Raw genomic sequence first — 19,732 nt, 5'->3', positions numbered from 1 at the left:
ATTTAGAAACGAATAGACGGTGAACTAACGTCCAAGCAGCGCGTTCCTTCCTTAAGCGCAGTCAGCGCGGCCCTGATGAGCCTCATCAGGGCCGCTCAACGATAAGGAGCCGCCCGTGACCGTCACCCCCGCCCTCACCTACCGCAGCACGCCTGGCCCGCTTCACGCGACCTTGCTTGCCGGTACCGTCCCGCTGTTTCTCGGCGCCCTGCTGAGTGACATTGCCTACTACCAGACCTACCAGATTCAGTGGAGCAACTTCGCCGCCTGGCTGATTGCCGGCGGCCTGGTGTTCTGCGGGCTGGCGGGATTGTTTGCGCTGTTCAACCTGCTGCGCGCCGACCGCAAGGCCGGGCGCCCTACCCTGTACTTCCTGCTGTTGCTGATCACCTGGGCGCTGGGATTGGTCAACGCCTTTGAACATGAGAAGGATGCCTGGGCCGTGATGCCTTCGGGCCTGGTGCTGTCCGCCATCGTGACCCTGCTGGCCTGCGTGACCACGTGGGTCGGGCTGACCAACCTGCGTTCGGGAGGTGACCAATGAAGCATTCCAGCACACTGACGGTGTTAAGCATGGCGATGCTCTTGAGCGCCTGCGGCGGCGAAGCCGACAGCACTCAGGCACGCGGCCCCGACCCCAAACTGCCGGAACCCCAACGCGGCCTGCTACCCAGCATGAAGATTGCCGAACCGGTGGCCTGGGGCGCGCAAAAACCCACGGTGCCCGAGGGCTACAGCATCACCGCCATCGCCACCGACCTGCGGATTCCGCGCCAGACCCTGGTGCTGCCCAACGGCGACATCCTCGTCGCCGAAGGCCGGGGCGGCAGCGCTGCGAAGCTCAAGCCCAAGGACGTGATCGCCAGCGTGATCAAGGCCGAGGGCAACACCAAGGTCAAGGGCGGCAACCGCTTGACCTTGCTGCGCGATGCCGACGGTGACGGCACCTACGAGCTGAAAACCGTGTTCGCCGAGAACCTAAACGCGCCGTACGGTTTGGCGTTTGCCGATGGCAAGTTGTACGTGGCCAACCAGGATGCGCTGGTGCGCTTCGACTACGCCGATGGCCAGACCAAAGCCGGCGGCCCGCCCACCACCGTTACCGACCTGCCTGCCGCGATCAATCACCACTGGACCAAATCCCTGGCGATAAGCCCCGATGGCCGCTCGCTGTATGTCGGCATCGGTTCCAACAGCAACATCACCGAGCGCGGCATGGAGGTCGAGATAGACCGGGCGATGGTCTGGCAGATCGACGCCGCCACCGGCGCCCACAAGCCTTACGCAACCGGCCTGCGCAACCCCACCGCACTGACGATTCAGCCGGGCTCCGGGCAAGTGTGGGCGGTGGTCAACGAGCGGGATGAATTGGGCCCGGACCTGGTACCGGATTACCTGACCTCGGTGCGCGAAGGTGAGTTTTACGGCTGGCCGTACAGCTACTGGGGCCAGAACGTCGACACCCGCGCCCAACCGCAAAACCCGGCCAAGGTCGCTGCCGCGATCAAGCCGGATTACAGCCTGGGCTCCCACGTCGCGGCGCTGGGCGTCGACTTTTCCATCCCTGCAATGGGTGAGAAGTACGCCGACGGTGTGTTCGTGGGCGAGCACGGCAGTTGGAACCGCGATAATCCGGTGGGCTACAAGGTGATCTTCGTGCCGTTCAGCAACGGGCGGCCTGCGGGTGAACCGCTGGACTTCGCCACGGGCTTTCGTGGAACCGACGGCAAGACTCGCGGCCGGCCGGTGGGTGTGACTGTTGATCCGCGTGGTGCGCTGATCATTGCGGATGACCTGGCCAACACCGTGTGGCGGGTGACGCGCAATAAATAAGGCCTGAAGCGGCCAACGTGGTTGCCTTCCCGTGGAGCGTGGCGGTACCTTCGCCGCACAAACGAACAGGAAGGTAACCGCAATGCCAGACACCACAGACAACGGCTTCTACGATCGCGCGGACGCGCACATCGAGCTGTCAAACGAGCAGTTCCGGGAGTTCGCCGACCTGGGCAAAGTCAGCGCCTCGATGATGTTCGGCACCACACGTTTTAATGCCTGGGTCAGCGCACGCAGCTTTAAATCCGGCGAAGAGATGGCCCAGGCGCGTGAGGCGATGCTGAAGTATTTCTGTGATCAGTACCGGATGATGCTTGAGGACAATCTTGATGATCACATCAATAATTTCAGCAAGTACATGCTCGTTAAAGGCAACTGAACAAGCCGCTGCCAGCGGCGGCGCGACAGTGATGCCGCCTTGGCTCAATGCCCGCTGACAGCGGGCTTACCGTGCGCTCTGTGCCCCGGTTTGAAGCCATGGTTGCGAGCGGCCCACGTAATGGCAAAACCCACCGCCAGCAACACCAACATCGCCCACGGGAAAGAAGCCACACCCCAGGTATCGAGCAACACCCCACCCACCACGCCACTCCCGGCAATCGCGCTGTTCCACGCCACCACATTCAGCGACAGCGCCACATCCGCCCCGTCCCCGGCCGCGTCCGCCAACGCCGTTTGCAGCAACGTCGCAGCGCCGCCAAAACTCAGCCCCCACACCGCCACGCCGAGGTAAATCACCTCTGGCACCTGCGCCAGAAAACCGAACACCAGACACGTTGCCGCAAAGCCCGCCAGGCTCACCAACACCGTCTTGCGCAACGCCCCATCTACCAGCTTTGCCGTCACCCAAATCCCCACCAGCGCCGCCACACCAAACACCAACAGCACCAGGTCCACCCGGTCCACCAACCCCGCCGGGGCCACAAACGGTGCGATATACGTGTAGAGAATGTTGTGGGCGAGCATCCAGGCAATTACCACCGCCAACACCGGCCGCACACCCGGCGTGGTCAGCACCTTACGCAGCGGCATGCGCTGATGCGCCGACTGGCCGGGGTATTCCGGCACCTTCACCAGCACCCAGACAATCAACACCAGGGTCAGCGCCGACATGATGCCAAACGTCGTGCGCCAGCCCACCAGCCCACCCAGCCAGGTGCCCAGCGGCACCCCAAGTGACAGTGCAATCGGCGTTCCCACCATCGCCAGCGCCAACGCCTTGCCCTGCTGATGCGGAGCCACCATGCGCCGTGCATACCCGGCCAACAAACTCCACGCCAGCCCCGCTGCCATCCCCGCGAGGAACCGTGCCAGCAGCGTCAGCCCGTAGTGTGACGACAGCGCCGTGATCGAATTGAACAGCAGAAAACCGACGATGGTCAGCAGCAACACATTGCGCCGACGCCAGCCACGGGTGGCGATGGTCAGCGGGATCACCGCCAACACCGAGCCCAGCGCGTAGGCGGTCACCATTTGCCCGGCCATGGACGGTGAAATCGCCAGGCCCTCGCTGATCAGCGGCAACAAACCCGCTGGCAGGGTTTCGGTGACGATGCAGATAAAACCGGTCATGGCCAGGGCGAGCAAGGCGCCGATGGGCAAGCGGTCGGGAACGGCGTCTGCCGATAAGCTGATTGAGGGGGTCACAGGAAACTCCTTGAGCAAGGGATATCGACTTAAATACCGATCGATATAAATGTTGAGCGCACCACACAGCGTTGTCAACGACTTATGTATCGACTAGTATTTATCTCATCACCCGAGAGGATTTTCACATGGCGCAGATGGGCCGACCCCGCACCTTCGACCGCGACCAGGCCGTGGAACAGGCCACGCACCTGTTCTGGCAGCACGGTTACGACGCCACGTCCCTGAGCCAGTTGAAAGCCGGATTGGGCGGCGGCATCTCCGCGCCGAGTTTCTACGCCGCGTTCGGCTCCAAGGACGCGCTGTTCCAGGAATGTGTGCAGCGTTATCTGGCGACGTTCGCCCAGGTCACCGAATGCCTGTGGGATGACAGCCTACCGCCACGCCAGGCCATCGAGACCGCGCTGCGCCAATCGGCGTGCATGCAGTGTGAGGACGGGCATCCCAAAGGCTGCATGGTGGCCTTGGGCGTGATGAGCGCGCCCTCCCCCGAGAACGCGCAAGTGACCCATGCGCTGACCCATTCCCGCGAACGCACCCGGGCGGGCATCGTGCATTGCGTCGAACGCGGCATTCGCGCCGGCCAATTACCCGCCGAGACCAACGCCCGCGTCATGGCCACGGTCTATGACAGTTTCCTGCAGGGCGTGTCGATCCTCGCCCGCGATGGCGTCGATGCCAACGCTATCGACGGCGCGATCGGCCAACTGATGCTGACCTGGGATTTAACCGCCGCTACAGCGCCGCCCACTCGGCGCGATGTTCCAGCAGAAAATCGACAAACGCACGCACCCGATGCGGCACATAGCGACCGTGGGGATACAGCAAGGTAAACGGCCGCGAACGTCCGCTATAAGGCTGCAACACCTCCACCAGGCTGCCGTTGGCCAGCTCTTGCTCGACGATGAATTTGTAGGTCTGGAACAACCCGGCGCCATGCTTGGCCAGAGTCACACCGCCCAGCACATCGTCCGAGCAGCTATACCCGGCCTCCCCGGCAAACTCCCGCTCCTTGCCGTCAGCCTGGAACAACCAGGAAATGCGCCGCCCGTTGCTCGGCAACTCGTACTGGATGCACTCATGGGCCGGCAAATCCTCCAGGGTCTGGGGCGTGCCGGCGCGTTGCAGGTACGACGGCGCCGCGACAACGACCAGCTTGGCGTCTTCCAGCAACCGCGCGATCAGCGTCGAGTCGGGCTGGGCACGCACGCGGATGGCCAGGTCATAGCCTTCGGCGACGAAATCGATGTTGCGGTTACTGATGTGGATATCCACCGTGACTTGCGGGTACAGCGCCCGAAATTTCGGCAGCAGCGGCAGGATGCGGTGATGGCCGTAGGTGGTCGGGATACTGATGCGCAACAGCCCGGACGGCACCGATTGCGCGCCCATCATTTCCTGCTGGGCCTCCACCAGTTGCGTCAGGGCCTGGCGGCATTGCTCGAAAAACGTCCGGCCGCCATCGGTCAGGCGGATGCTGCGGGTGGTGCGCACAAACAGCCGCGAACCCAGGCGCTCTTCCAGCCGCGAGATGCTGCGGCTCACCGCCGCCGGGGTCACGCCTGCCACCTGGGCGGCCGCGGTAAAACTGCTGGCCTCGGCGGCCAGGCAGAACAGCTCGATGCTGCCCAGCTGTAAATCTTCGAAATGGCGCTTCATGATTGATTACACCGGGTATCGACTTCAGGGTTCACCCGCTCTATTTATCAGCACAGGCCGCATAAATATAGAGCGCCACCCGCCCCGCGCTTGCTTTCATTCCACGCACACCGCTAATCTTGCGAATAATTCTTATCCGCAGACACTCCCGCCATGTCCGCCAGCGACCTTCCCTTGAACGAGGCCGTCCATATGCTCTACGCCGAGCACCATGGCTGGCTGTTCGGCTGGCTGCGGAAAAAGCTCGGTTGCCCGCAAAACGCGGCGGATCTGTCCCATGACACCTTCGTGCGCATCCTCGCGTCCCGCGATGCCCTGGGCGGCATGCGCGAGCCCCGGGCGTTCCTCACCACCACAGCGCGGCACCTGATCATCGACCGCGCCCGCCGCCGTCAGATCGAAGACGCATACCTGCGGGAACTGGCGCTGACCATCGACCTGCTGGAAAGCTGCCAGCAATCGCCGGAACAGATCCTGCTGACCCTTGAAGCCCTGGAGCAGATTGCGTTCGTGCTCGACGGCCTGGCGCTGAATGCCCGGCAGGCGTTCCTGATGCACTTTCTGGAAGGGCTGCGCCAAAGTGAAATCGCCAGCCGCCTGGGGATTTCCGAGCGCATGGTGCGCAAACACCTGATGAACGCCCTGGTGCACTGCCACCACGCGCTGGATACTTGAGCCCATGCTCGACTCCCCACAGAGCCTCGACGAGCAAGCCGCCAGCTGGGTGATGCGCCTGCATGACGGCAACCTCAGCGAGCGCGAGCGCCAACAGTTCGAACAGTGGAAAGCCCAGGACCCGCACCATGGCGCTGCGATAGAACGGCTGCAAGGTTTCGTCGGCCGCTTGCAGGCGCTGCGCCCGCAACACGCGCCGGTGCATGCCGCGCTGGATGCGGCGCTGGTGAAACGCCGGCGCAATCCGGCCGGCAGAGTCATGCTTGGATTGATGCTGGCCCTGCCCCTGGCGTTGCTGCTGCGCAGTTATCCGCCGAGTTATTTGCTCGCGGACCAGCACACTGCACCGGCGCAGTGGCAACGTATCGACCTGGACGACGGCTCGCAGTTAATCCTCAGCGGCAACAGCGCCGTGGACCTGACCTTCAACCCGCAACAACGCCAGGTGAAACTGCTGCGCGGGGAAATCCTTGTGCAGGTGGCCCACGACGCCACACGGCCATTTATCGTGGTGACCGACGACGGGCAAATGCGCGCCCTCGGCACCCGTTTCACGGTCAAGCGCGAGGCGCCCGGCACGCTGCTGACCATGCTCGAATCGAAGGTCTCCGCCCAGGATGCCAGCCAGCATCCGGCCGTCGAAGTGAGTGCTGGTGAACAGGCACGCATCACCCCGCAAGCCGTCACACGGCTGGGCAATGTCGACACCCGGGCGACCAACAACGCCTGGCAATACCACCAGTTGGTGGTCCAGGACCGACCGCTGCCGGAAGTGCTCGATGAACTCGCCCGCCAGTACGGCGGCCACCTGCAGTTCGACCGCGAGCAACTGGCCGACTTGCGGGTGTCGGCCGTGCTGCCGCTGGATGAGCCCAGGCGTGCGCTGCAATTGATCAGTGACGCATTCCCGGTGCGGGTGCGCTCGTTCAGCCCGCTGTGGTTGAAGATCGAGCGCGAAAAATAAATCCGCGCGCCGGGTTCCGCTTTTTGCAATCGCCCCGTCAAGGAAGAAAGCACCTCATCTCAGGAAGATCTTCCATGCCACCGGACTTCAACGTTTCGCGCCACCTCAAGCGTTCTTTTGTGCCCCTTGCCCTGGCGATTAACCTGGCCACGTTTTCACCGCTCAGCCTCGGCATCAGCGCGCCGGTGGCGGCGCAGAGCGAGGTGCAGCGCTACGCCATTGCGCCCGGTGCGCTGGGCCCGGCCTTGAACCTGTTCGCCCAACAGGCGCGCGTGGCGTTGCTGTTCGATGCGCGCAGCGTTGCCGGCTTGAGCACTGCCGGGCTGCAAGGTGAATTCGCCGTCAACCAGGGCTTTGCCCAGCTACTGCAAGGCAGCGGTTTCCAGGCCGTGCAAGGTGCCAGCGGGTTTGTGCTGACGCCGGTGAGCAACACAACGGGCTCACTGGAACTGGCGCCCACTTCCGTTACCGGATTAACCGAAGAAGCCTCCACCGAACACGTCAAAGGCTATGTAGCCACCCGCAACCTGAGCGCCACCAAGACCGACACGCCGATCATCGAAACGCCGCAATCGCTTTCAGTGGTCACCAGCGACGAGATCCGCGATCGCCAATCGGAAACCCTTTCCCAGACCCTCGACCTGACGCCCGGTTTCACCAGCCAGCCCACCAGTTTCAACCGCACTTCGGACCGCTTCCGCATCCGTGGTTTCGACGTCGAGTCGGCCACCGGTGGCTCGTTGCGTGACGGCCTGCGCCTGCAAAACAACTCCTATGACGGCGTGCAGGAACCCTACGGCCTGGAACGCGCCGAAGTGATTCGCGGCGCGGCCTCGGTGCTCTACGGCCAACTGTCGCCAGGCGGGCTGATCAACACCGTCAGCAAGCGCCCGAGCCAGACGCCGTATCACGAAGTGAACGTGCAGGCCGGGCAAAACGATCGCAAGCAATTGTCCGCCGACTTCACCGGCCCGCTGGGCGAGAGCGAGACCTTGAGCTACCGCCTGACCCTGCTCGACCGCAAGAGCGACACCAGCGCCGACCATATCAACAACGACAAGGTCTACGTCGCCCCGGCCCTGACCTGGCGCCCGGATGACGACACCTCACTGACCCTGTTGTCGTTCTACCAGAAGACCGAGACACGCTTCTCTGCGCCACTGCCTTACCAGTTGGTCAAGGGCGTGGGCGACGGCAAGTTCCAGATCGGCCGCCATGACTTTATCGGCGACCCCAACTACGACGAAATGAACGGCGAGATGTCGGCGCTGGGCTACGAGTTCGAGCACCGTTTCGACGAGCACACCCGCATCAGCAACAAACTGCGCTATTACCAGTCGGAAGTGACCTGGCGTTACCTGCAATCGAATACCGATATCACCTCAATCAACACCGCACGCAATACCGGCATCCTGCGCCGCCAATACAGTGACCGCGTCGAGCGCTCACGTGGCCTGGCCAGCGACACCAACATCGAAAGCAAATGGCAGTTCGGCGATTGGCAGCACACGTTCCTGCTGGGCTTCGACGGCTATGACACCAGCTACGACTCTCACAACTTCCGTGGCAATGCACCGTCGTTGAACCTGGCGAACTACATCAACAACCAGCCGGTGGTGGTCAACCGGGCACCGAATACCGACCGTGGCTCGCAGATCGACACCCTGCAAAAAGGCGTGTATTTCCAGGACCAGATCAAGTTCGACGAACACTGGATTGCCGTGCTGGGCGGCCGCCACGACTGGGCCGACCAGGACACCGAACTGTTCCGTAACTCGGCTAAAACCAGCCAGAGCGACGAGGCCACCACCTGGCGCGCAGGGCTGGTGTACAAGGCTGACAACGGCCTGGCGCCTTACCTGAGCTACAGCGAATCGTTCTTCCCGGTCGCGGGCGTGAGCAAGGCCGGGCAAGCATTTGTGCCCACCGAAGGCAAGCAATACGAAATCGGCATCCGCTACCAACCCGAAGGCAGCGCCACCCTGCTGAGCGCCGCCGTGTATCAGTTGGTGCAGAAAAACGTGCTGACCCAGGACCCCACCGACAGTACCTATTCGGTACAAACCGGCGAAGTGCGCTCCCGTGGCCTGGAGCTGGAGGCCAAGACCGAAGTCACCCCTAACCTCAGCCTGATCAGCTCTTACGCCTACATCGACGCCCGCATCACCAAAAGCAATATCGCCAGCGAAGTCGGCCAGCGCAGTGAAGACACGCCCTACCACCAGGCCGCACTCTGGGCCGATTACCGCCTGGCAGAATTGGGCTTGCCGCAACTGCGCATCGGCGGCGGGGCGCGCTACAAAGGTACGACTCAAGCCTCGGGAGTGCCGTCGCAAATGCCCGCCTACACCCTGTACGACGCCCGCGCCAGCTACGAGATCGACCCACACTGGGAGGTTGCGCTCAACGCCAACAACGTCACCAACAAACGCTACACCTACTGCGAATTCGCGATTTGCCGGTATGGCGATGAGCGACAGTTGGTGAGTTCGGTGACGTATCGCTGGTAGGGCAACAACGCTTCGGGGGCGGGTTTGAAGGTGGTCAGGAGCGCACGTCAAAATCCGACGCGTCATGACGCTCGCGCAGTTGCTCTGAAGGCTCGCCCGACACGCGGTTGACCCGGCGCCCACGCTGCACCGCAGGCCGCGCTTCGATGGCATCGGCCCAACGCAGCACGTGCTTGTAATCCTGCACCGAAAGAAACTCTGCGCCCTCATACAAGCGGCCTTTTACCAGGCCGCCGTACCACGGCCAGATAGCCATGTCGGCGATGGTGTACTCATCCCCCGCGATGTATTCGTGCTCAGCCAGTTGCTTGTCCAACACATCCAGTTGGCGCTTGGTTTCCATGGCAAAACGGTCGATGGCGTATTCGATCTTGGTCGGCGCATAGGCATAGAAATGCCCAAAACCACCGCCCAGATAAGGCGCGCTGCCCATCTGCCAGAACAACCACGACAGGCACTCGGCACGGGCCGCCGGCTCAGTGGGCAGGAACGCGCCGAACTTCTCGGCGAGGTACTGCAAAATCGCCCCGGACTCAAACACCCGAATCGGCTTGGGCCCGCTGCGGTCCAGCAATGCCGGAATCTTCGAGTTGGGATTGACGCCCACGAAGCCGCTGCCAAACTGGTCGCCGTCGCCGATCTTGATCAGCCACGCATCGTATTCCGCACCCGTGTGACCCAGGGCCAACAGCTCTTCCAGCAAGATCGTGACCTTCTGGCCGTTGGGCGTTGCCAACGAATACAGCTGCAGCGGATGACGGCCTACCGGCAATTCCTTGTCGTGGGTCGCGCCGGCGATGGGCCGGTTGATGCTGGCGAAGGTGCCGCCGTTTTGGGTTTTCCAGGTCCAGACCTTTGGCGGTACGTAATCAGTCATGCCACTACTCCTTGGGTTCAATGTTCACTGCCACTAACTTACTGTAGGAGCGAGCTTGCTCGCGAAAAACTCGAGACCGCCGTGTTCGCTCAGGATGCACGCGTTATCGTTAACGACCTTCGCGAGCAAGCTCGCTCCTACAAGTTCTTCTGAGACAATTGGGTCGCGTTCCAGCCGCCACCCAATGCCTTGATCAGCCCTACGTTGGCGCTTAACTGTTGAGTCTGTAGATCCAGCACAGTTCGTTGTGCCTGCAACGACGCTACTTGCGCCGCCACCACATCCAGGTACGCCGCGCCGCCCTGGCGATACCGCGCCAGGGACAAGTCCTCGGCGTACTGCGCGGCAGCCGCCGCATCGCGCTGGTCCACCAGGGCGGTGTCGAGCCCTGCGATGATCGACAGGTTGTTCTCCACCTGCTCGAACGCGGTCAACACTACACCACGATACTTGGCCGCGGCTTCATCGGTGGCCGCCTTGGCGCTGTCGACCCCGGCCTGGCGCGCGCCGCCGTCGAAAATCGTCCCGACCAGTGATGGACCAATCGCCCAGAAAATGTTGGGTGCGCTCAGCAAATGCGCAAACTCGTCACTCTGGAAACCGCCTTGGGCACTCAGGGTGAGGGCCGGGAACCAGGCGGCTTTCGCTACGCCTATGCGTGCATTGGCGGAGGCGATCCGGCGTTCAGCGGCGGCAATGTCCGGCCGGCGCTGCAACAGCGTAGACGGTACACCGGTGGGTACGCTGGGCAAGGCGATATCCGCAACGCTTGGGGCAATCGCGTAGGTCGATGCGGACTCACCCAGCATCGCCGCCATCGAATGTTCGAGCACTGCACGCTGCACCCGGTTCTGGCTCAGTTGCGACTTGACCGTCGACAGTTGGGTACGCGCCCGCGCTACGTCGAGGCCGGAGACGATGCCGCCGCCGTGCAGGCCTTCGGTGAGGCTCAAGGCCTTGGCGTAGGCGTCACTGGTCTGTTGCAGCAACTGGTCTTGCCGGTCGATGCCACGCAGGCGGATGTAGCTGTCGGCCAGTTGCGCCTGCAAGCTCAGGCGTACCGAGGCCAGGTCGGCCTTGGCTGCCTGGGCGTCGCGGGTACCGGCGGCAACGGTGTCGCGCACCCGGCCCCAGAGGTCGACTTCATAGTCCACTTCCACGCCCAGGGTGCCGGAATCATAGACATTCGGCGGGCTGGCCGAGCGCAGCGGGCGCGTGTCCGACTGGCGAATGCGCTGGGCATTGCCCACCCCCGAGACCTTCGGAAACAGCCCCGACTGCGCCTGGACCACGAACGCCTGGGCCTGGGAATAATGGGCCAGTGCCGCGCTCAAGTCCGGGTTGTTTTGCAGCAACTGCTGCTCCATCGCATCCAGTTGCGGGTCCTTGTAGATGTGCCACCAACCGTCGCGGCTCGACTGGTCATTCGGCGTGCCGACGGTCCACGGCCCTTGGGTATGGAACTGCGCGGCCACGGGCACATCCGGCACGTCCAGCGGCGGCGCAAGGTGGCAGGCGCCAAGGCCGAGGGTCGCGGCCAATACCAGGCAAGTACGCTTAGCCATGGGGTTTGGCCTCTGGGGTATTGGCGGCCAGTTGCACGGCATCGTCGTCGGAAAGGCCGTCGGGCGGGGTGTCGATCACCCGGTCGGTGGCGGCGAGGCCGCTGCCGATTTCCACGCTGTCGCCGAAGTCCCGGGCGATGGTCACGGTCTTGAAGTGCACATGATTGTTCGCATCGAGGGTCGCCACGCGCATGCCCTTGTCATCGAATACCAGCGCGCTGGCGGGCAAGCGCAGCACGTCGGTTTGCACCGGCAAGGTGAATTGCACGCTGGTGTAACCACCCGGCAACAGGCGGCTGCCGGGGTTGTCCACCAGCAGTTGCACCAGGGTGCTGCCGGAGGCCGCGTTCACCGCGTCGGCGGTGGCGATCACTTTGGCGGTGAAGGCTTCGCCGCGGTATTCCGGCACGCTGAGGCGCGCCACAGTGCCGACCTTAATTTGCGGCGCAGACGACTGCGGCACCTGCACATACACCCGCAGACGGCTCACATCGGAGACTGCGAACAACTCTTTGCCCGACGCACCACCGGCACTGATCAACGCACCCACATCAGTGGAACGCGCGGTCACCACGCCGGCGAACGGCGCAGTCAAACGCTGGAAGCCCTTGGTGGCAACCAACTGGTCGACATTGGCCTTGGCCGCGACCACTTTGGCCTGCTTGGCCGTCAGGTCGCCGGTGCGTTCATCCACGTCCTGGCGCGACACCGAATCCGAGGAGAGCATCGCCTGCCAGCGCTTGGCCGTGGTGTGTGCCAGCGACTCATCGGCCTGGGCCGAAGCCAGTACAGCCTTCGCTTGCAGCAGTTGCTGATCGAGTTCCGGCGTGTCGATTTCGGCCAGCAGTTGCCCGGCTTTTACGTGGTCGCCAATGTCGACATTCCAGGTCTTGAGGTAGCCATTGACCCGGGCAAAGATCGACGCCCGCGAGTACGCCTCAAGGCGCCCCGGCAGGTTCAACACCGGGCCCTGGGGCTGCACGCTCGGGGTGATCAGTGTCACGCTGGGCAAGGCCTGGGCGTCGGTCCAGGTTTTCAGGTCGCGCGATTCGCTGGCGCGCACACCGATGCCGAACACCACCACGGCGACCAGCACCACCAGCCCCAACACCAGCCAGAGCAGACCACGGGATTTACGGCGGGGTGAACCCGGATTGGAAACGGAAGTGGACATGTCAAACCCCTTGAGTGGCGGTGGTCGCAAGCGTGGCGTGCTGACGCCGCCCGTGCACAAGACTGAAAATCAGCGGAACCAGAAACAACGTGGCAATGGTGGCGAAGGCCAGCCCGCCGATAACCGCGCGGCCCAGCGGGGCGTTCTGTTCGCCGCCCTCCCCCAGGCTCAGGGCCATCGGCGCCATGCCGATGATCATCGAAATCGCGGTCATCAATACCGGCCGCAGGCGGGTAAAGCCGGCTTCCAGCGCCGCCTGCACCGCATCACCGTGCACCGCCAGGCGCTCGCGGCAGAAGCTCACCACCAGGATGGCGTTGGCGGTGGCCACGCCCATGCACATGATCGCCCCGGTGAGCGCCGGTACCGACAGCGGCGTGTGGGTGACAAACAGCATCCACACAATGCCCGCGAGCGCCGCCGGCAAGGCGGTGATGATCACGAACGGGTCAGCCCAGGACTGGAAGTTGACCACGATCAGCAGGTAGATCAGCACCACGGCGCCGAGCAGGCCAAACAGCAAACCACTGAAGGCCGCGTTCATGGTTTGCACCTGGCCCTGCAACAGCACCTTGGAACCGGTGGGCACCTCGCTGGCGTGGGCGGCGATGATCTTCTGGATATCAGCGGCGACTGCGCCGAGGTCGCGGCCCTGGATCGCGGTCAATACCTCGACCACCGGCTGGATATCCGACTGAGTCACCACCGAGTTGGCGTGGCTGCGTTCGATGGACGCCAGGCCGCCGAGGGTCTGGTCTGACGCTGCACCCGCGCTGCCGCTCAACGGCAGGTTATGCAGCGCGGCCAAGGTGTCGAGGCCGTATTGCGGGGTTTGCATCACGATCGGGTAAGACACGCCGTTGGCCGGGTTGAGCCAAAAGGTCGGCGCCACCTGGCTGGAACCGGCGAGGTTAACCACCAGGCTGTTGGTCACATCGCGCTCGTTCAGGCCCACCAACTGTGCTTGCGTGCGGTCCACGTCGATCTTGAAGGTGGGCAGTTGCCGCGACTGCTGGATACGCGCATCCACCACACCCGGCACCCGACGAATTTCCCGCAGCAATGTGCTGGCATAGGTGAAGTTGGCCGGCAGGTTATTCCCGGCAATTTGCACATCCACCGGCGCAGAAGAACCGAAGTTGAGGATCTGCCCGACGATGTCCGACGCCGGGAACGAGAACACGGCATTCGGGAATTCACGGGGCAGTCGCTCACGCAGTTCGCGCATGTATTCGGCGGTGGGGCGATGGCCTTCTTTCAGGCTAATCTGGATATCACTGTCCTGGGAACCGACGGTGCCGGTGTTGTTATAGGCCACGTTGATCCCGCTGATGGCCAGGCCGATGTTGTCGACGATGGCCGCCAATTCCTGCGGGTCGATTACTTTGTGCAGGGTGTTCTCGATCTGCGAGACCAACCGCGCGTTGCTCTCGACCCGCGTACCGATCGGCGCCCGCACATGCAGCAGGATCTGCCCGGAGTCGACCTCGGGGAAGAAGTTGCGGCCCAAAAACGGCACCAGCGCAAACGACACGGCGACAAACGCCAACAGCGCTATCACCACGATACGGCGGTGATGCAACGCACTCTCCAGCGCCCCGTGGTAAACCCCGCGAAACGCTTCGAACTGGCGCTCGAACCCGCGCTGGAATTTCACCAGCGGGTTGCTCGAGGGTGCGACAACAGGTGTGCCGTCCTCATGATGTTCGTGAGGCTTGAGCAGGTAATTGGCGAGGGTCGGCACCAGGGTTCGCGAGAGAATGAACGAGGCGATCATCGCGAAGATCACCGCTTCAGCCATCGGCACAAACAGGAAGCGCGCCACGCCCTCCAGGAAAAACATCGGCACGAACACGATGCAGATACACAGCAAGGACACGAACGCCGGGGTGACGATCTGCGCCGCACCGTCGAGGATCGCCGTCTCCACCGGCTTGCCCTGTTCCAGGTGCCAGTTGATGTTTTCGATGGTCACCGTGGCGTCGTCCACCAGAATCCCCACGGCCAGCGCCAGGCCGCCGAGGGTCATGATGTTGAGGGTTTCGCCAAGCGCCGACAGGGTTGCAATCGACGACAGAATCGCCAACGGGATCGAGGTGGCGATGATCACCGTGGAGCGCCAACTGCCGAGGAACAACAGGATCATCAGGCTGGTCAGCGCCGCCGCAATCACCCCTTCACGGGCCACGCCGCTGATGGCCGAGCGCACGAACAGCGACTGGTCGCCGATCAGGTCGATATTCAGGTTGGGCGGCAAGGCGCCTTTGTTATCGGCCAGTTTGTCCTTGATGCCGGCGATCACCCCAAGGGTCGACGCCGAACCGGTCTTGAGCACCGGCAGCAGCACGGAACGGTTGCCGTTGACGTGCACGATGTTGGTCTGCGGCGGGTTGCCGTCACGCACGGTGGCCACGTCACGAATCAACACGGTGGTGCCGTCGGCGGTCTTGATGGGCAGGTTTTCCAGGTCGTGGAAATCCGTCGGCGAGTTGTTCAGTTGCAGGTTGAATTCGTAGCTGCCGATCTTTTGCGTGCCCACCGGGGTAATCAGGTTCTGGATGGCCAGGGCCGTGGCCACGTCTTGCGCCGAAAGGCCGCGCGCCTGCATCCGCGCCGAGTCGAGGTCGATCTGCACCTGGCGGGTCTTGCCGCCAAACGGGTACGGCAGCGCGGCACCGGGCACCGTGGTCAGCATCAGGCGCACGGTGTTCAGGCCCAGGTCACCGAGTTTCTGTTCGGTGAGCCCTTTGCCGGACAATGCCAACTGCACGATCGGCACCGTCGAGGCGCTGTAGTTGAGCACCAGCGGCGGTGTGGTGCCGGGCGGCAGTTGGCGCAGGATGGCCTGGGATACCGAGGTCACTTGTGCGTTGGCCGTACTGATATTGACCCCCGGCTGGAAGTACACCTTGACGATGCCGAAGCCGTTCAACGACTGCGCCTCGATATGGCGGATGTCGTTGACCGTGGTGGTCAGCACCCGCTCGAACGGCGAGGTGATACGGCCGGCCATCTGGTCCGGTGGCAAGCCGGTGTACTGCCAGATCACGGCAATCACGGGGATGCGAATTTCGGGGAAGATGTCGGTCGGGGTACGCCAGGCCGCAAGCGGGCCCACAATCATGATGAAAATAGCCAATACCAGAAAGGTATAGGGGCGCCGCAATGCGATGCGCACAAGGCTGAGCATAGGTGTGATCCAGACAGGAAGTTGAACACTGAAGGAGGCACTGAACAGTGCTTTCCTCCTGCCCCGCCCGTCTGTAATCCGGGCCAACTGCGCTGACATCCGGTCAAAATAGAGGCATATGCCACGATATAGAATTTAGAGGCATACGCAACTAATTTGTTGCAGCATGTGTCAATATTCATCTTGCCGGATTAACGTTCGGTTAACCCTTTAGCTGTAGCGAGTAACCCGCCCGTGAAATGCGCACCGCCCACCCAGAATAGCCCCAGCACCTGCTCCAACGGAGCCGTGCGGCGCGCGTCCCGCCGTATGGCGCAAATCTATGACGAAGCGTTTGTGCCGTTTGGTTTGAAAGCTACCCAGTATTCGCTGTTGAATCACATTGCCAATGGCGATGCGCCGAAGATGCGTGACTTGGCGCAGTCGTTGGTGATGGATTTGTCGGCGCTGGGTCATACGCTCAAGCCGCTGGTGCGCGACGGGCTGGTGGTGTTGCAGGTGGACGAGTTGGATCGGCGTAGCCGGCGGGTGCTGTTGACGGACGCGGGGCAACGCAAATTTGAAGAGGCGCGGGTGGTGTCCAAACAGATGGCGGTGCGGTTTGATGAGGTGTTTGGTGCTGAGGCGGCCTGCGAGCTGCGCAGGTCCATGGACTTTATTGCGTCTGACGAGTTTGCGCGGGCGTTGTTGGGCAAGGGTGGTTGATTGGGGGCATATCCGTTTCTTCGGTTATGGCCGCTTATGGTTCAGCTCTTACCGCGGCTCACTACTGTAGGAGCGAGCTTGCTCGCGAAGGTCGTTAACGATGACGTTGGCATCCTGAATGAACGCGGCGCCCTCAGGTTTTTCGCTGGCAAGCCAGCGCCTACAAAAGAGCGGCCAAACGCACGTTCAGCCGGATGTGACAATTCTCGGATAAAGCCGACAGGTCTATTTAAGCTAGGGGCCAGAGTTTTAAATAGATCAGTCCCCTTTGTCCCGGAGGCGCAGCATGACCGAAAAACTCGAAGACATTCTGGCCGAAGACCTCGCCGTGTTTTTTTGCGGCATCAACCCGGGGCTGAAGGCCGCCGCCACCGGGCATCACTTTATGGGCAGGAGCAACCGGTTCTGGCGCACGCTGCACCTGGCCGGGTTTACGCCCCATGAAGTACAGCCGGAAAACGACCGGACGATCTTGCAGTACCAGTGCGGACTGACCACGGTGGTGGAGCGGCCGACGGCGCGGGCGGATCAGTTGTCAGCGGATGAATTCAGGGCGGCGGCAGCGCGTTTTGAAAGCAAGATCACGTGCTATGCACCACGGTTTGTGGCGTTTCTGGGGAAGGCGGCGTATGGCGCGTTGACCGGGCAGCGGGAGATTGCGTGGGGGTTGCAGCCGCAGAAATTGGGGGATTCGGCAGTGTGGGTCTTGCCGAATCCCAGTGGGAGGAATCTTGCGTTTACCCTCGACCAGTTGGTGGAGGCGTACCGACAATTGAGGCTGGCATCGGTCAATCCCGGCTAGGGCTCAACCGTTCCCACAAAAAGCTGTAAACCAGAGCCTTCCTGTGTGCAGCCTGTGCATTGTCCGCCGCCCCGCCGTGCCCACCCTCGATATTCTCGTAATACGTCACGTCCTTGCCGGCCTCGATCATCTTCGCCGCCAGCTTGCGGGCGTGGGCTGGATGCACGCGGTCATCGCGGGTCGAGGTCAGGAAAAATACCGGTGGGTAGGCCTTCGCCGGATCAAACAGGTGGTACGGCGAAAACGTCTGGATGTACGCCCACTCTTCAGGCAAGTCCGGGTTGCCGTATTCCCCCATCCACGACGCCCCGGCCAGCAAGTGGTGGTAGCGCTGCATATCGAGTAATGGCACTTGGGAAACGATTGCCCCGAACAGTTCCGGGTATTGGGTCAGCATATTGCCGACCAACAAGCCGCCGTTACTGCCACCCTGCGCGCCCAGGTGCCGGGGTGAAGTGATCCCACGGTCGATCAGGTCTCGGGCCACGGCGGCAAAATCTTCATAGGCGCGCGGACGGTTTTGCTTGAGTGCCGCCTGATGCCAGCGAGGACCGTATTCACCCCCGCCGCGAATGTTGGCAACCACGTACACGCCGCCCTTCGAGAGCCAGGCGCGGCCTACTTCACCGGAGTAGTGCGGCGTCAGGGAAGCCTCGAAACCGCCGTAGCCAGAGAGCAAGGTGGGTGCCGCTCCATCGCGCGGCAAATCCTTCCCATACACCACGAAATACGGCACACGGGTGCCGTCCCTGGAAAGCGCGAAGTGCTGCTCGACAACGTACCGGCTTGAATCGAAGAACGCCGGCAAGGTTTTCAGCGCCTCGGGCGCATGACCTATCTCGGCCAGCGATAAGGTGGTCGGCGTCAGGTAGTCAGTGCTCACCAGCCAGACCGCATCACTGTCGTCGCTGTCCACCGCGTCGGCATCCACCGTGCCCATGTCTGGCGCACCGGTGAATTCGCTGCGCTGCCATCCATTCGCGCCGGGGGTCAGCACACTGAGGCGGTTCTTCACGTGATCGAGTACGTTCAGCACCAGGTGATTCAGGGTCCAGGTAAAACCGGTCAGCGAGGTGCTGTTTGTGGGGGTGAACAGCACCTCGAAATCACGCTGGCCCGCCATGAAGCGATCAAACTTGATCGCCAGCAACGAGCCGGACACAAACCCCTCGCCCAGCCCCCAGTCATCGCGCAGTTGCAACAGCAGCCAGTCTTTATGCACCGACTTTTCAGCCGAGTTCGGCGCGTCGATTTTGCTTAACTGGCCGTCGTTGCCACGCAGGTATAGCTCATTGTTGTAGAACGCCAGCGTGCGGCTGACGAAGTCACGCTCATAGCCGGGCGTGTCGTCGTGCATCGCCGCGATGTACATGTCATCCAGCGTGCCTTCGTAGACAACGCTGGCGGCGCTCAACGGCGTACCGCGCTGCCACTGTTTGACGATGCGCGGGTAACCGGAATGGGTCATCGTCCCTTCGCCAAAATCGGTGAAGACATAGACGTTGTCACGGTCAATCCAGCCCAGGCCGCCCTTGGACTCTGGCAACTGGAAGCCGTCTTCGACCCAGGTTTTACTCGCCAGATCAAACTCGCGGATGACACCCGCATCCGCCCCGCCGCGCGACAACTCCAGCAAGCAGCGCTGGTAGTCCGGGCGCAGGTAGTTAGCACCGTGCCACACCCAGTTTTCGCCCTCGGCGGCGTTCAATGCATCAAGGTCCAGCAACGTTTCCCAGGCGGGCTGCGCCTTGCGGTACTCCGCCAGCGTGGTGCGGCGCCACAGGCCCCGTGGGTGAGCGGCGTCCATCCAGAAGTTGTAGTAGTAGGCGCCGACCTTGTCGACGTGGGGGATATTGCTGTCCGAGTCCAGAATCTCCAGCACTTCGGCTTTGATGTGCTTGAAGCTGTCGGATCTGGCCAGGCGGTCTTCGGTCTTGAGGTTCTGTGCCTGTACCCAGTCCATTGACCGCGTGCTGTCGACATCTTCAAGCCATTGGTAAGGATCGGGAGTGGTTTCGGGAGGTTTTGACATGTTCGAATCCTGTCGAAAAATAGCAATGGATAGCGCATAGGGTGCCCAACTTTGACGTTCTTTGTGCGATAAAAAAAGCAGGCAACCGGGTGCGCTACC

16 protein-coding genes are annotated in these 19,732 nt (G+C 62.5%); 9 read left to right on the top strand and 7 right to left on the bottom strand.

From position 1 onward, the window contains the following. Positions 1 to 115: 115 nt before the first annotated feature. From CEC48_RS18140 to CEC48_RS18130, 3 genes are all read left to right on the top strand, one after another. Entirely contained in the window at positions 116 to 544 is a 429-nt protein-coding gene (locus CEC48_RS18140; protein WP_088424983.1) for a DUF2231 domain-containing protein, read from the top strand. Then, the gene (locus CEC48_RS18135) at positions 541 to 1,833 is read left to right on the top strand and encodes a sorbosone dehydrogenase family protein (protein ID WP_088424982.1); all 1,293 of its coding nucleotides are present in this window, start codon (positions 541 to 543) and stop codon (positions 1,831 to 1,833) included. Before CEC48_RS18140 ends, CEC48_RS18135 begins: the two co-directional genes overlap by 4 nt. A gap of 82 nt (positions 1,834 to 1,915) precedes the next feature. Continuing rightward, positions 1,916 to 2,212, top strand: a complete 297-nt coding sequence (locus CEC48_RS18130) for a DUF3144 domain-containing protein (protein WP_088424981.1) — start codon at positions 1,916 to 1,918, stop codon at positions 2,210 to 2,212. 44 nt (positions 2,213 to 2,256) lie between these two features. Here CEC48_RS18130 and CEC48_RS18125 read toward each other — a convergent pair whose 3' ends face one another. Continuing rightward, on the bottom strand, positions 2,257 to 3,480 hold the full coding sequence (locus CEC48_RS18125; RefSeq protein WP_088424980.1) for an MFS transporter: 1,224 nt from the start codon (positions 3,478 to 3,480) through the stop codon (positions 2,257 to 2,259). Between the two features lie 128 nt (positions 3,481 to 3,608). Between CEC48_RS18125 and CEC48_RS18120 the strand changes: the two genes are divergently transcribed. Further along, complete coding sequence (locus tag CEC48_RS18120; RefSeq protein WP_088424979.1) at positions 3,609 to 4,313, top strand: TetR/AcrR family transcriptional regulator; 705 nt, start codon at positions 3,609 to 3,611, stop codon at positions 4,311 to 4,313. On the opposite strand, the gene CEC48_RS18115 is transcribed toward CEC48_RS18120, so the two are convergent. Beyond that, entirely contained in the window at positions 4,216 to 5,139 is a 924-nt protein-coding gene (locus CEC48_RS18115) for a LysR family transcriptional regulator (RefSeq protein ID WP_088424978.1), read from the bottom strand. The two genes, CEC48_RS18120 and CEC48_RS18115, sit on opposite strands and share 98 nt — an antisense overlap. 153 nt (positions 5,140 to 5,292) lie before the next feature. Here CEC48_RS18115 and CEC48_RS18110 point away from each other — a divergent pair, with 153 nt between their 5' ends. The 3 genes from CEC48_RS18110 to CEC48_RS18100 all read left to right on the top strand — a co-directional run bounded on the left by CEC48_RS18110 (position 5,293) and on the right by CEC48_RS18100 (position 9,288). Next, positions 5,293 to 5,814 (top strand): sigma-70 family RNA polymerase sigma factor, encoded by a 522-nt coding sequence (locus CEC48_RS18110; protein ID WP_088424977.1) that lies wholly within the window; start codon positions 5,293 to 5,295, stop codon positions 5,812 to 5,814. Positions 5,815 to 5,818: 4 nt separating this feature from the next. After that, the gene (locus tag CEC48_RS18105) at positions 5,819 to 6,778 is read left to right on the top strand and encodes a FecR family protein (RefSeq protein WP_088424976.1); all 960 of its coding nucleotides are present in this window, start codon (positions 5,819 to 5,821) and stop codon (positions 6,776 to 6,778) included. Between the two features lie 74 nt (positions 6,779 to 6,852). After that, a complete protein-coding gene (locus CEC48_RS18100) occupies positions 6,853 to 9,288 on the top strand; it encodes a TonB-dependent siderophore receptor (protein WP_088424975.1) in 2,436 nt (811 codons plus the stop codon). 34 nt (positions 9,289 to 9,322) lie between these two features. Here CEC48_RS18100 and yghU read toward each other — a convergent pair whose 3' ends face one another. The 4 genes from yghU to CEC48_RS18080 form a co-directional block, all read right to left on the bottom strand. After that, positions 9,323 to 10,165, bottom strand: coding sequence for a glutathione-dependent disulfide-bond oxidoreductase (gene yghU, locus CEC48_RS18095; protein WP_088424974.1), 843 nt, complete (start codon positions 10,163 to 10,165; stop codon positions 9,323 to 9,325). 137 nt (positions 10,166 to 10,302) lie between these two features. After that, the gene (locus tag CEC48_RS18090; RefSeq protein WP_088424973.1) at positions 10,303 to 11,730 is read right to left on the bottom strand and encodes an efflux transporter outer membrane subunit; all 1,428 of its coding nucleotides are present in this window, start codon (positions 11,728 to 11,730) and stop codon (positions 10,303 to 10,305) included. Beyond that, positions 11,723 to 12,904, bottom strand: coding sequence for an efflux RND transporter periplasmic adaptor subunit (locus CEC48_RS18085; RefSeq protein WP_088424972.1), 1,182 nt, complete (start codon positions 12,902 to 12,904; stop codon positions 11,723 to 11,725). Before CEC48_RS18085 ends, CEC48_RS18090 begins: the two co-directional genes overlap by 8 nt. Before the next feature lies 1 nt (position 12,905). Continuing rightward, positions 12,906 to 16,094, bottom strand: a complete 3,189-nt coding sequence (locus CEC48_RS18080) for an efflux RND transporter permease subunit (protein ID WP_088424971.1) — start codon at positions 16,092 to 16,094, stop codon at positions 12,906 to 12,908. Between the two features lie 309 nt (positions 16,095 to 16,403). On the opposite strand from CEC48_RS18080, the gene CEC48_RS18075 reads away from it, so the two are divergent. Together CEC48_RS18075 and mug are read left to right on the top strand one after the other, a co-directional pair. Then, positions 16,404 to 16,799 (top strand): MarR family winged helix-turn-helix transcriptional regulator, encoded by a 396-nt coding sequence (locus CEC48_RS18075; protein ID WP_088424970.1) that lies wholly within the window; start codon positions 16,404 to 16,406, stop codon positions 16,797 to 16,799. Positions 16,800 to 17,085: 286 nt separating this feature from the next. After that, complete coding sequence (gene mug / locus CEC48_RS18070; RefSeq protein ID WP_088424969.1) at positions 17,086 to 17,601, top strand: G/U mismatch-specific DNA glycosylase; 516 nt, start codon at positions 17,086 to 17,088, stop codon at positions 17,599 to 17,601. Here the strand turns inward: mug and CEC48_RS18065 are convergent. After that, positions 17,588 to 19,633: a prolyl oligopeptidase family protein gene (locus tag CEC48_RS18065; RefSeq protein ID WP_088424968.1), complete on the bottom strand. Its 2,046-nt coding sequence runs from the start codon at positions 19,631 to 19,633 to the stop codon at positions 17,588 to 17,590. The two genes, mug and CEC48_RS18065, sit on opposite strands and share 14 nt — an antisense overlap. Between the last annotated feature and the right edge of the window lie 99 nt (positions 19,634 to 19,732).

Origin of the sequence: Pseudomonas sp. K2I15, from assembly GCF_002204795.1 — a bacterium.
Classification (GTDB): domain Bacteria; phylum Pseudomonadota; class Gammaproteobacteria; order Pseudomonadales; family Pseudomonadaceae; genus Aquipseudomonas.
Note: the sequence above shows the minus strand (reverse complement) of the source record. Positions and strands in the feature narration are given on the sequence as shown.

Bases quoted from the DNA above. Each gene is read 5' to 3' on its own strand.
- CEC48_RS18135 (WP_088424982.1), top strand. From the start codon at position 541: ATGAAGCATTCCAGCACACTGACGGTGTTAAGCATGGCGATGCTCTTG.
- CEC48_RS18130 (WP_088424981.1), top strand. From the start codon at position 1,916: ATGCCAGACACCACAGACAACGGCTTCTACGATCGCGCGGACGCGCAC.
- CEC48_RS18120 (WP_088424979.1), top strand. From the start codon at position 3,609: ATGGCGCAGATGGGCCGACCCCGCACCTTCGACCGCGACCAGGCCGTG.
- CEC48_RS18115 (WP_088424978.1), bottom strand. From the start codon at position 5,139: ATGAAGCGCCATTTCGAAGATTTACAGCTGGGCAGCATCGAGCTGTTC.
- CEC48_RS18110 (WP_088424977.1), top strand. From the start codon at position 5,293: ATGTCCGCCAGCGACCTTCCCTTGAACGAGGCCGTCCATATGCTCTAC.
- CEC48_RS18105 (WP_088424976.1), top strand. From the start codon at position 5,819: ATGCTCGACTCCCCACAGAGCCTCGACGAGCAAGCCGCCAGCTGGGTG.
- CEC48_RS18100 (WP_088424975.1), top strand. From the start codon at position 6,853: ATGCCACCGGACTTCAACGTTTCGCGCCACCTCAAGCGTTCTTTTGTG.
- yghU (WP_088424974.1), bottom strand. From the start codon at position 10,165: ATGACTGATTACGTACCGCCAAAGGTCTGGACCTGGAAAACCCAAAAC.
- CEC48_RS18090 (WP_088424973.1), bottom strand. From the start codon at position 11,730: ATGGCTAAGCGTACTTGCCTGGTATTGGCCGCGACCCTCGGCCTTGGC.
- CEC48_RS18085 (WP_088424972.1), bottom strand. From the start codon at position 12,904: ATGTCCACTTCCGTTTCCAATCCGGGTTCACCCCGCCGTAAATCCCGT.
- CEC48_RS18080 (WP_088424971.1), bottom strand. From the start codon at position 16,094: ATGCTCAGCCTTGTGCGCATCGCATTGCGGCGCCCCTATACCTTTCTG.
- CEC48_RS18075 (WP_088424970.1), top strand. From the start codon at position 16,404: ATGGCGCAAATCTATGACGAAGCGTTTGTGCCGTTTGGTTTGAAAGCT.
- mug (WP_088424969.1), top strand. From the start codon at position 17,086: ATGACCGAAAAACTCGAAGACATTCTGGCCGAAGACCTCGCCGTGTTT.
- CEC48_RS18065 (WP_088424968.1), bottom strand. From the start codon at position 19,633: ATGTCAAAACCTCCCGAAACCACTCCCGATCCTTACCAATGGCTTGAA.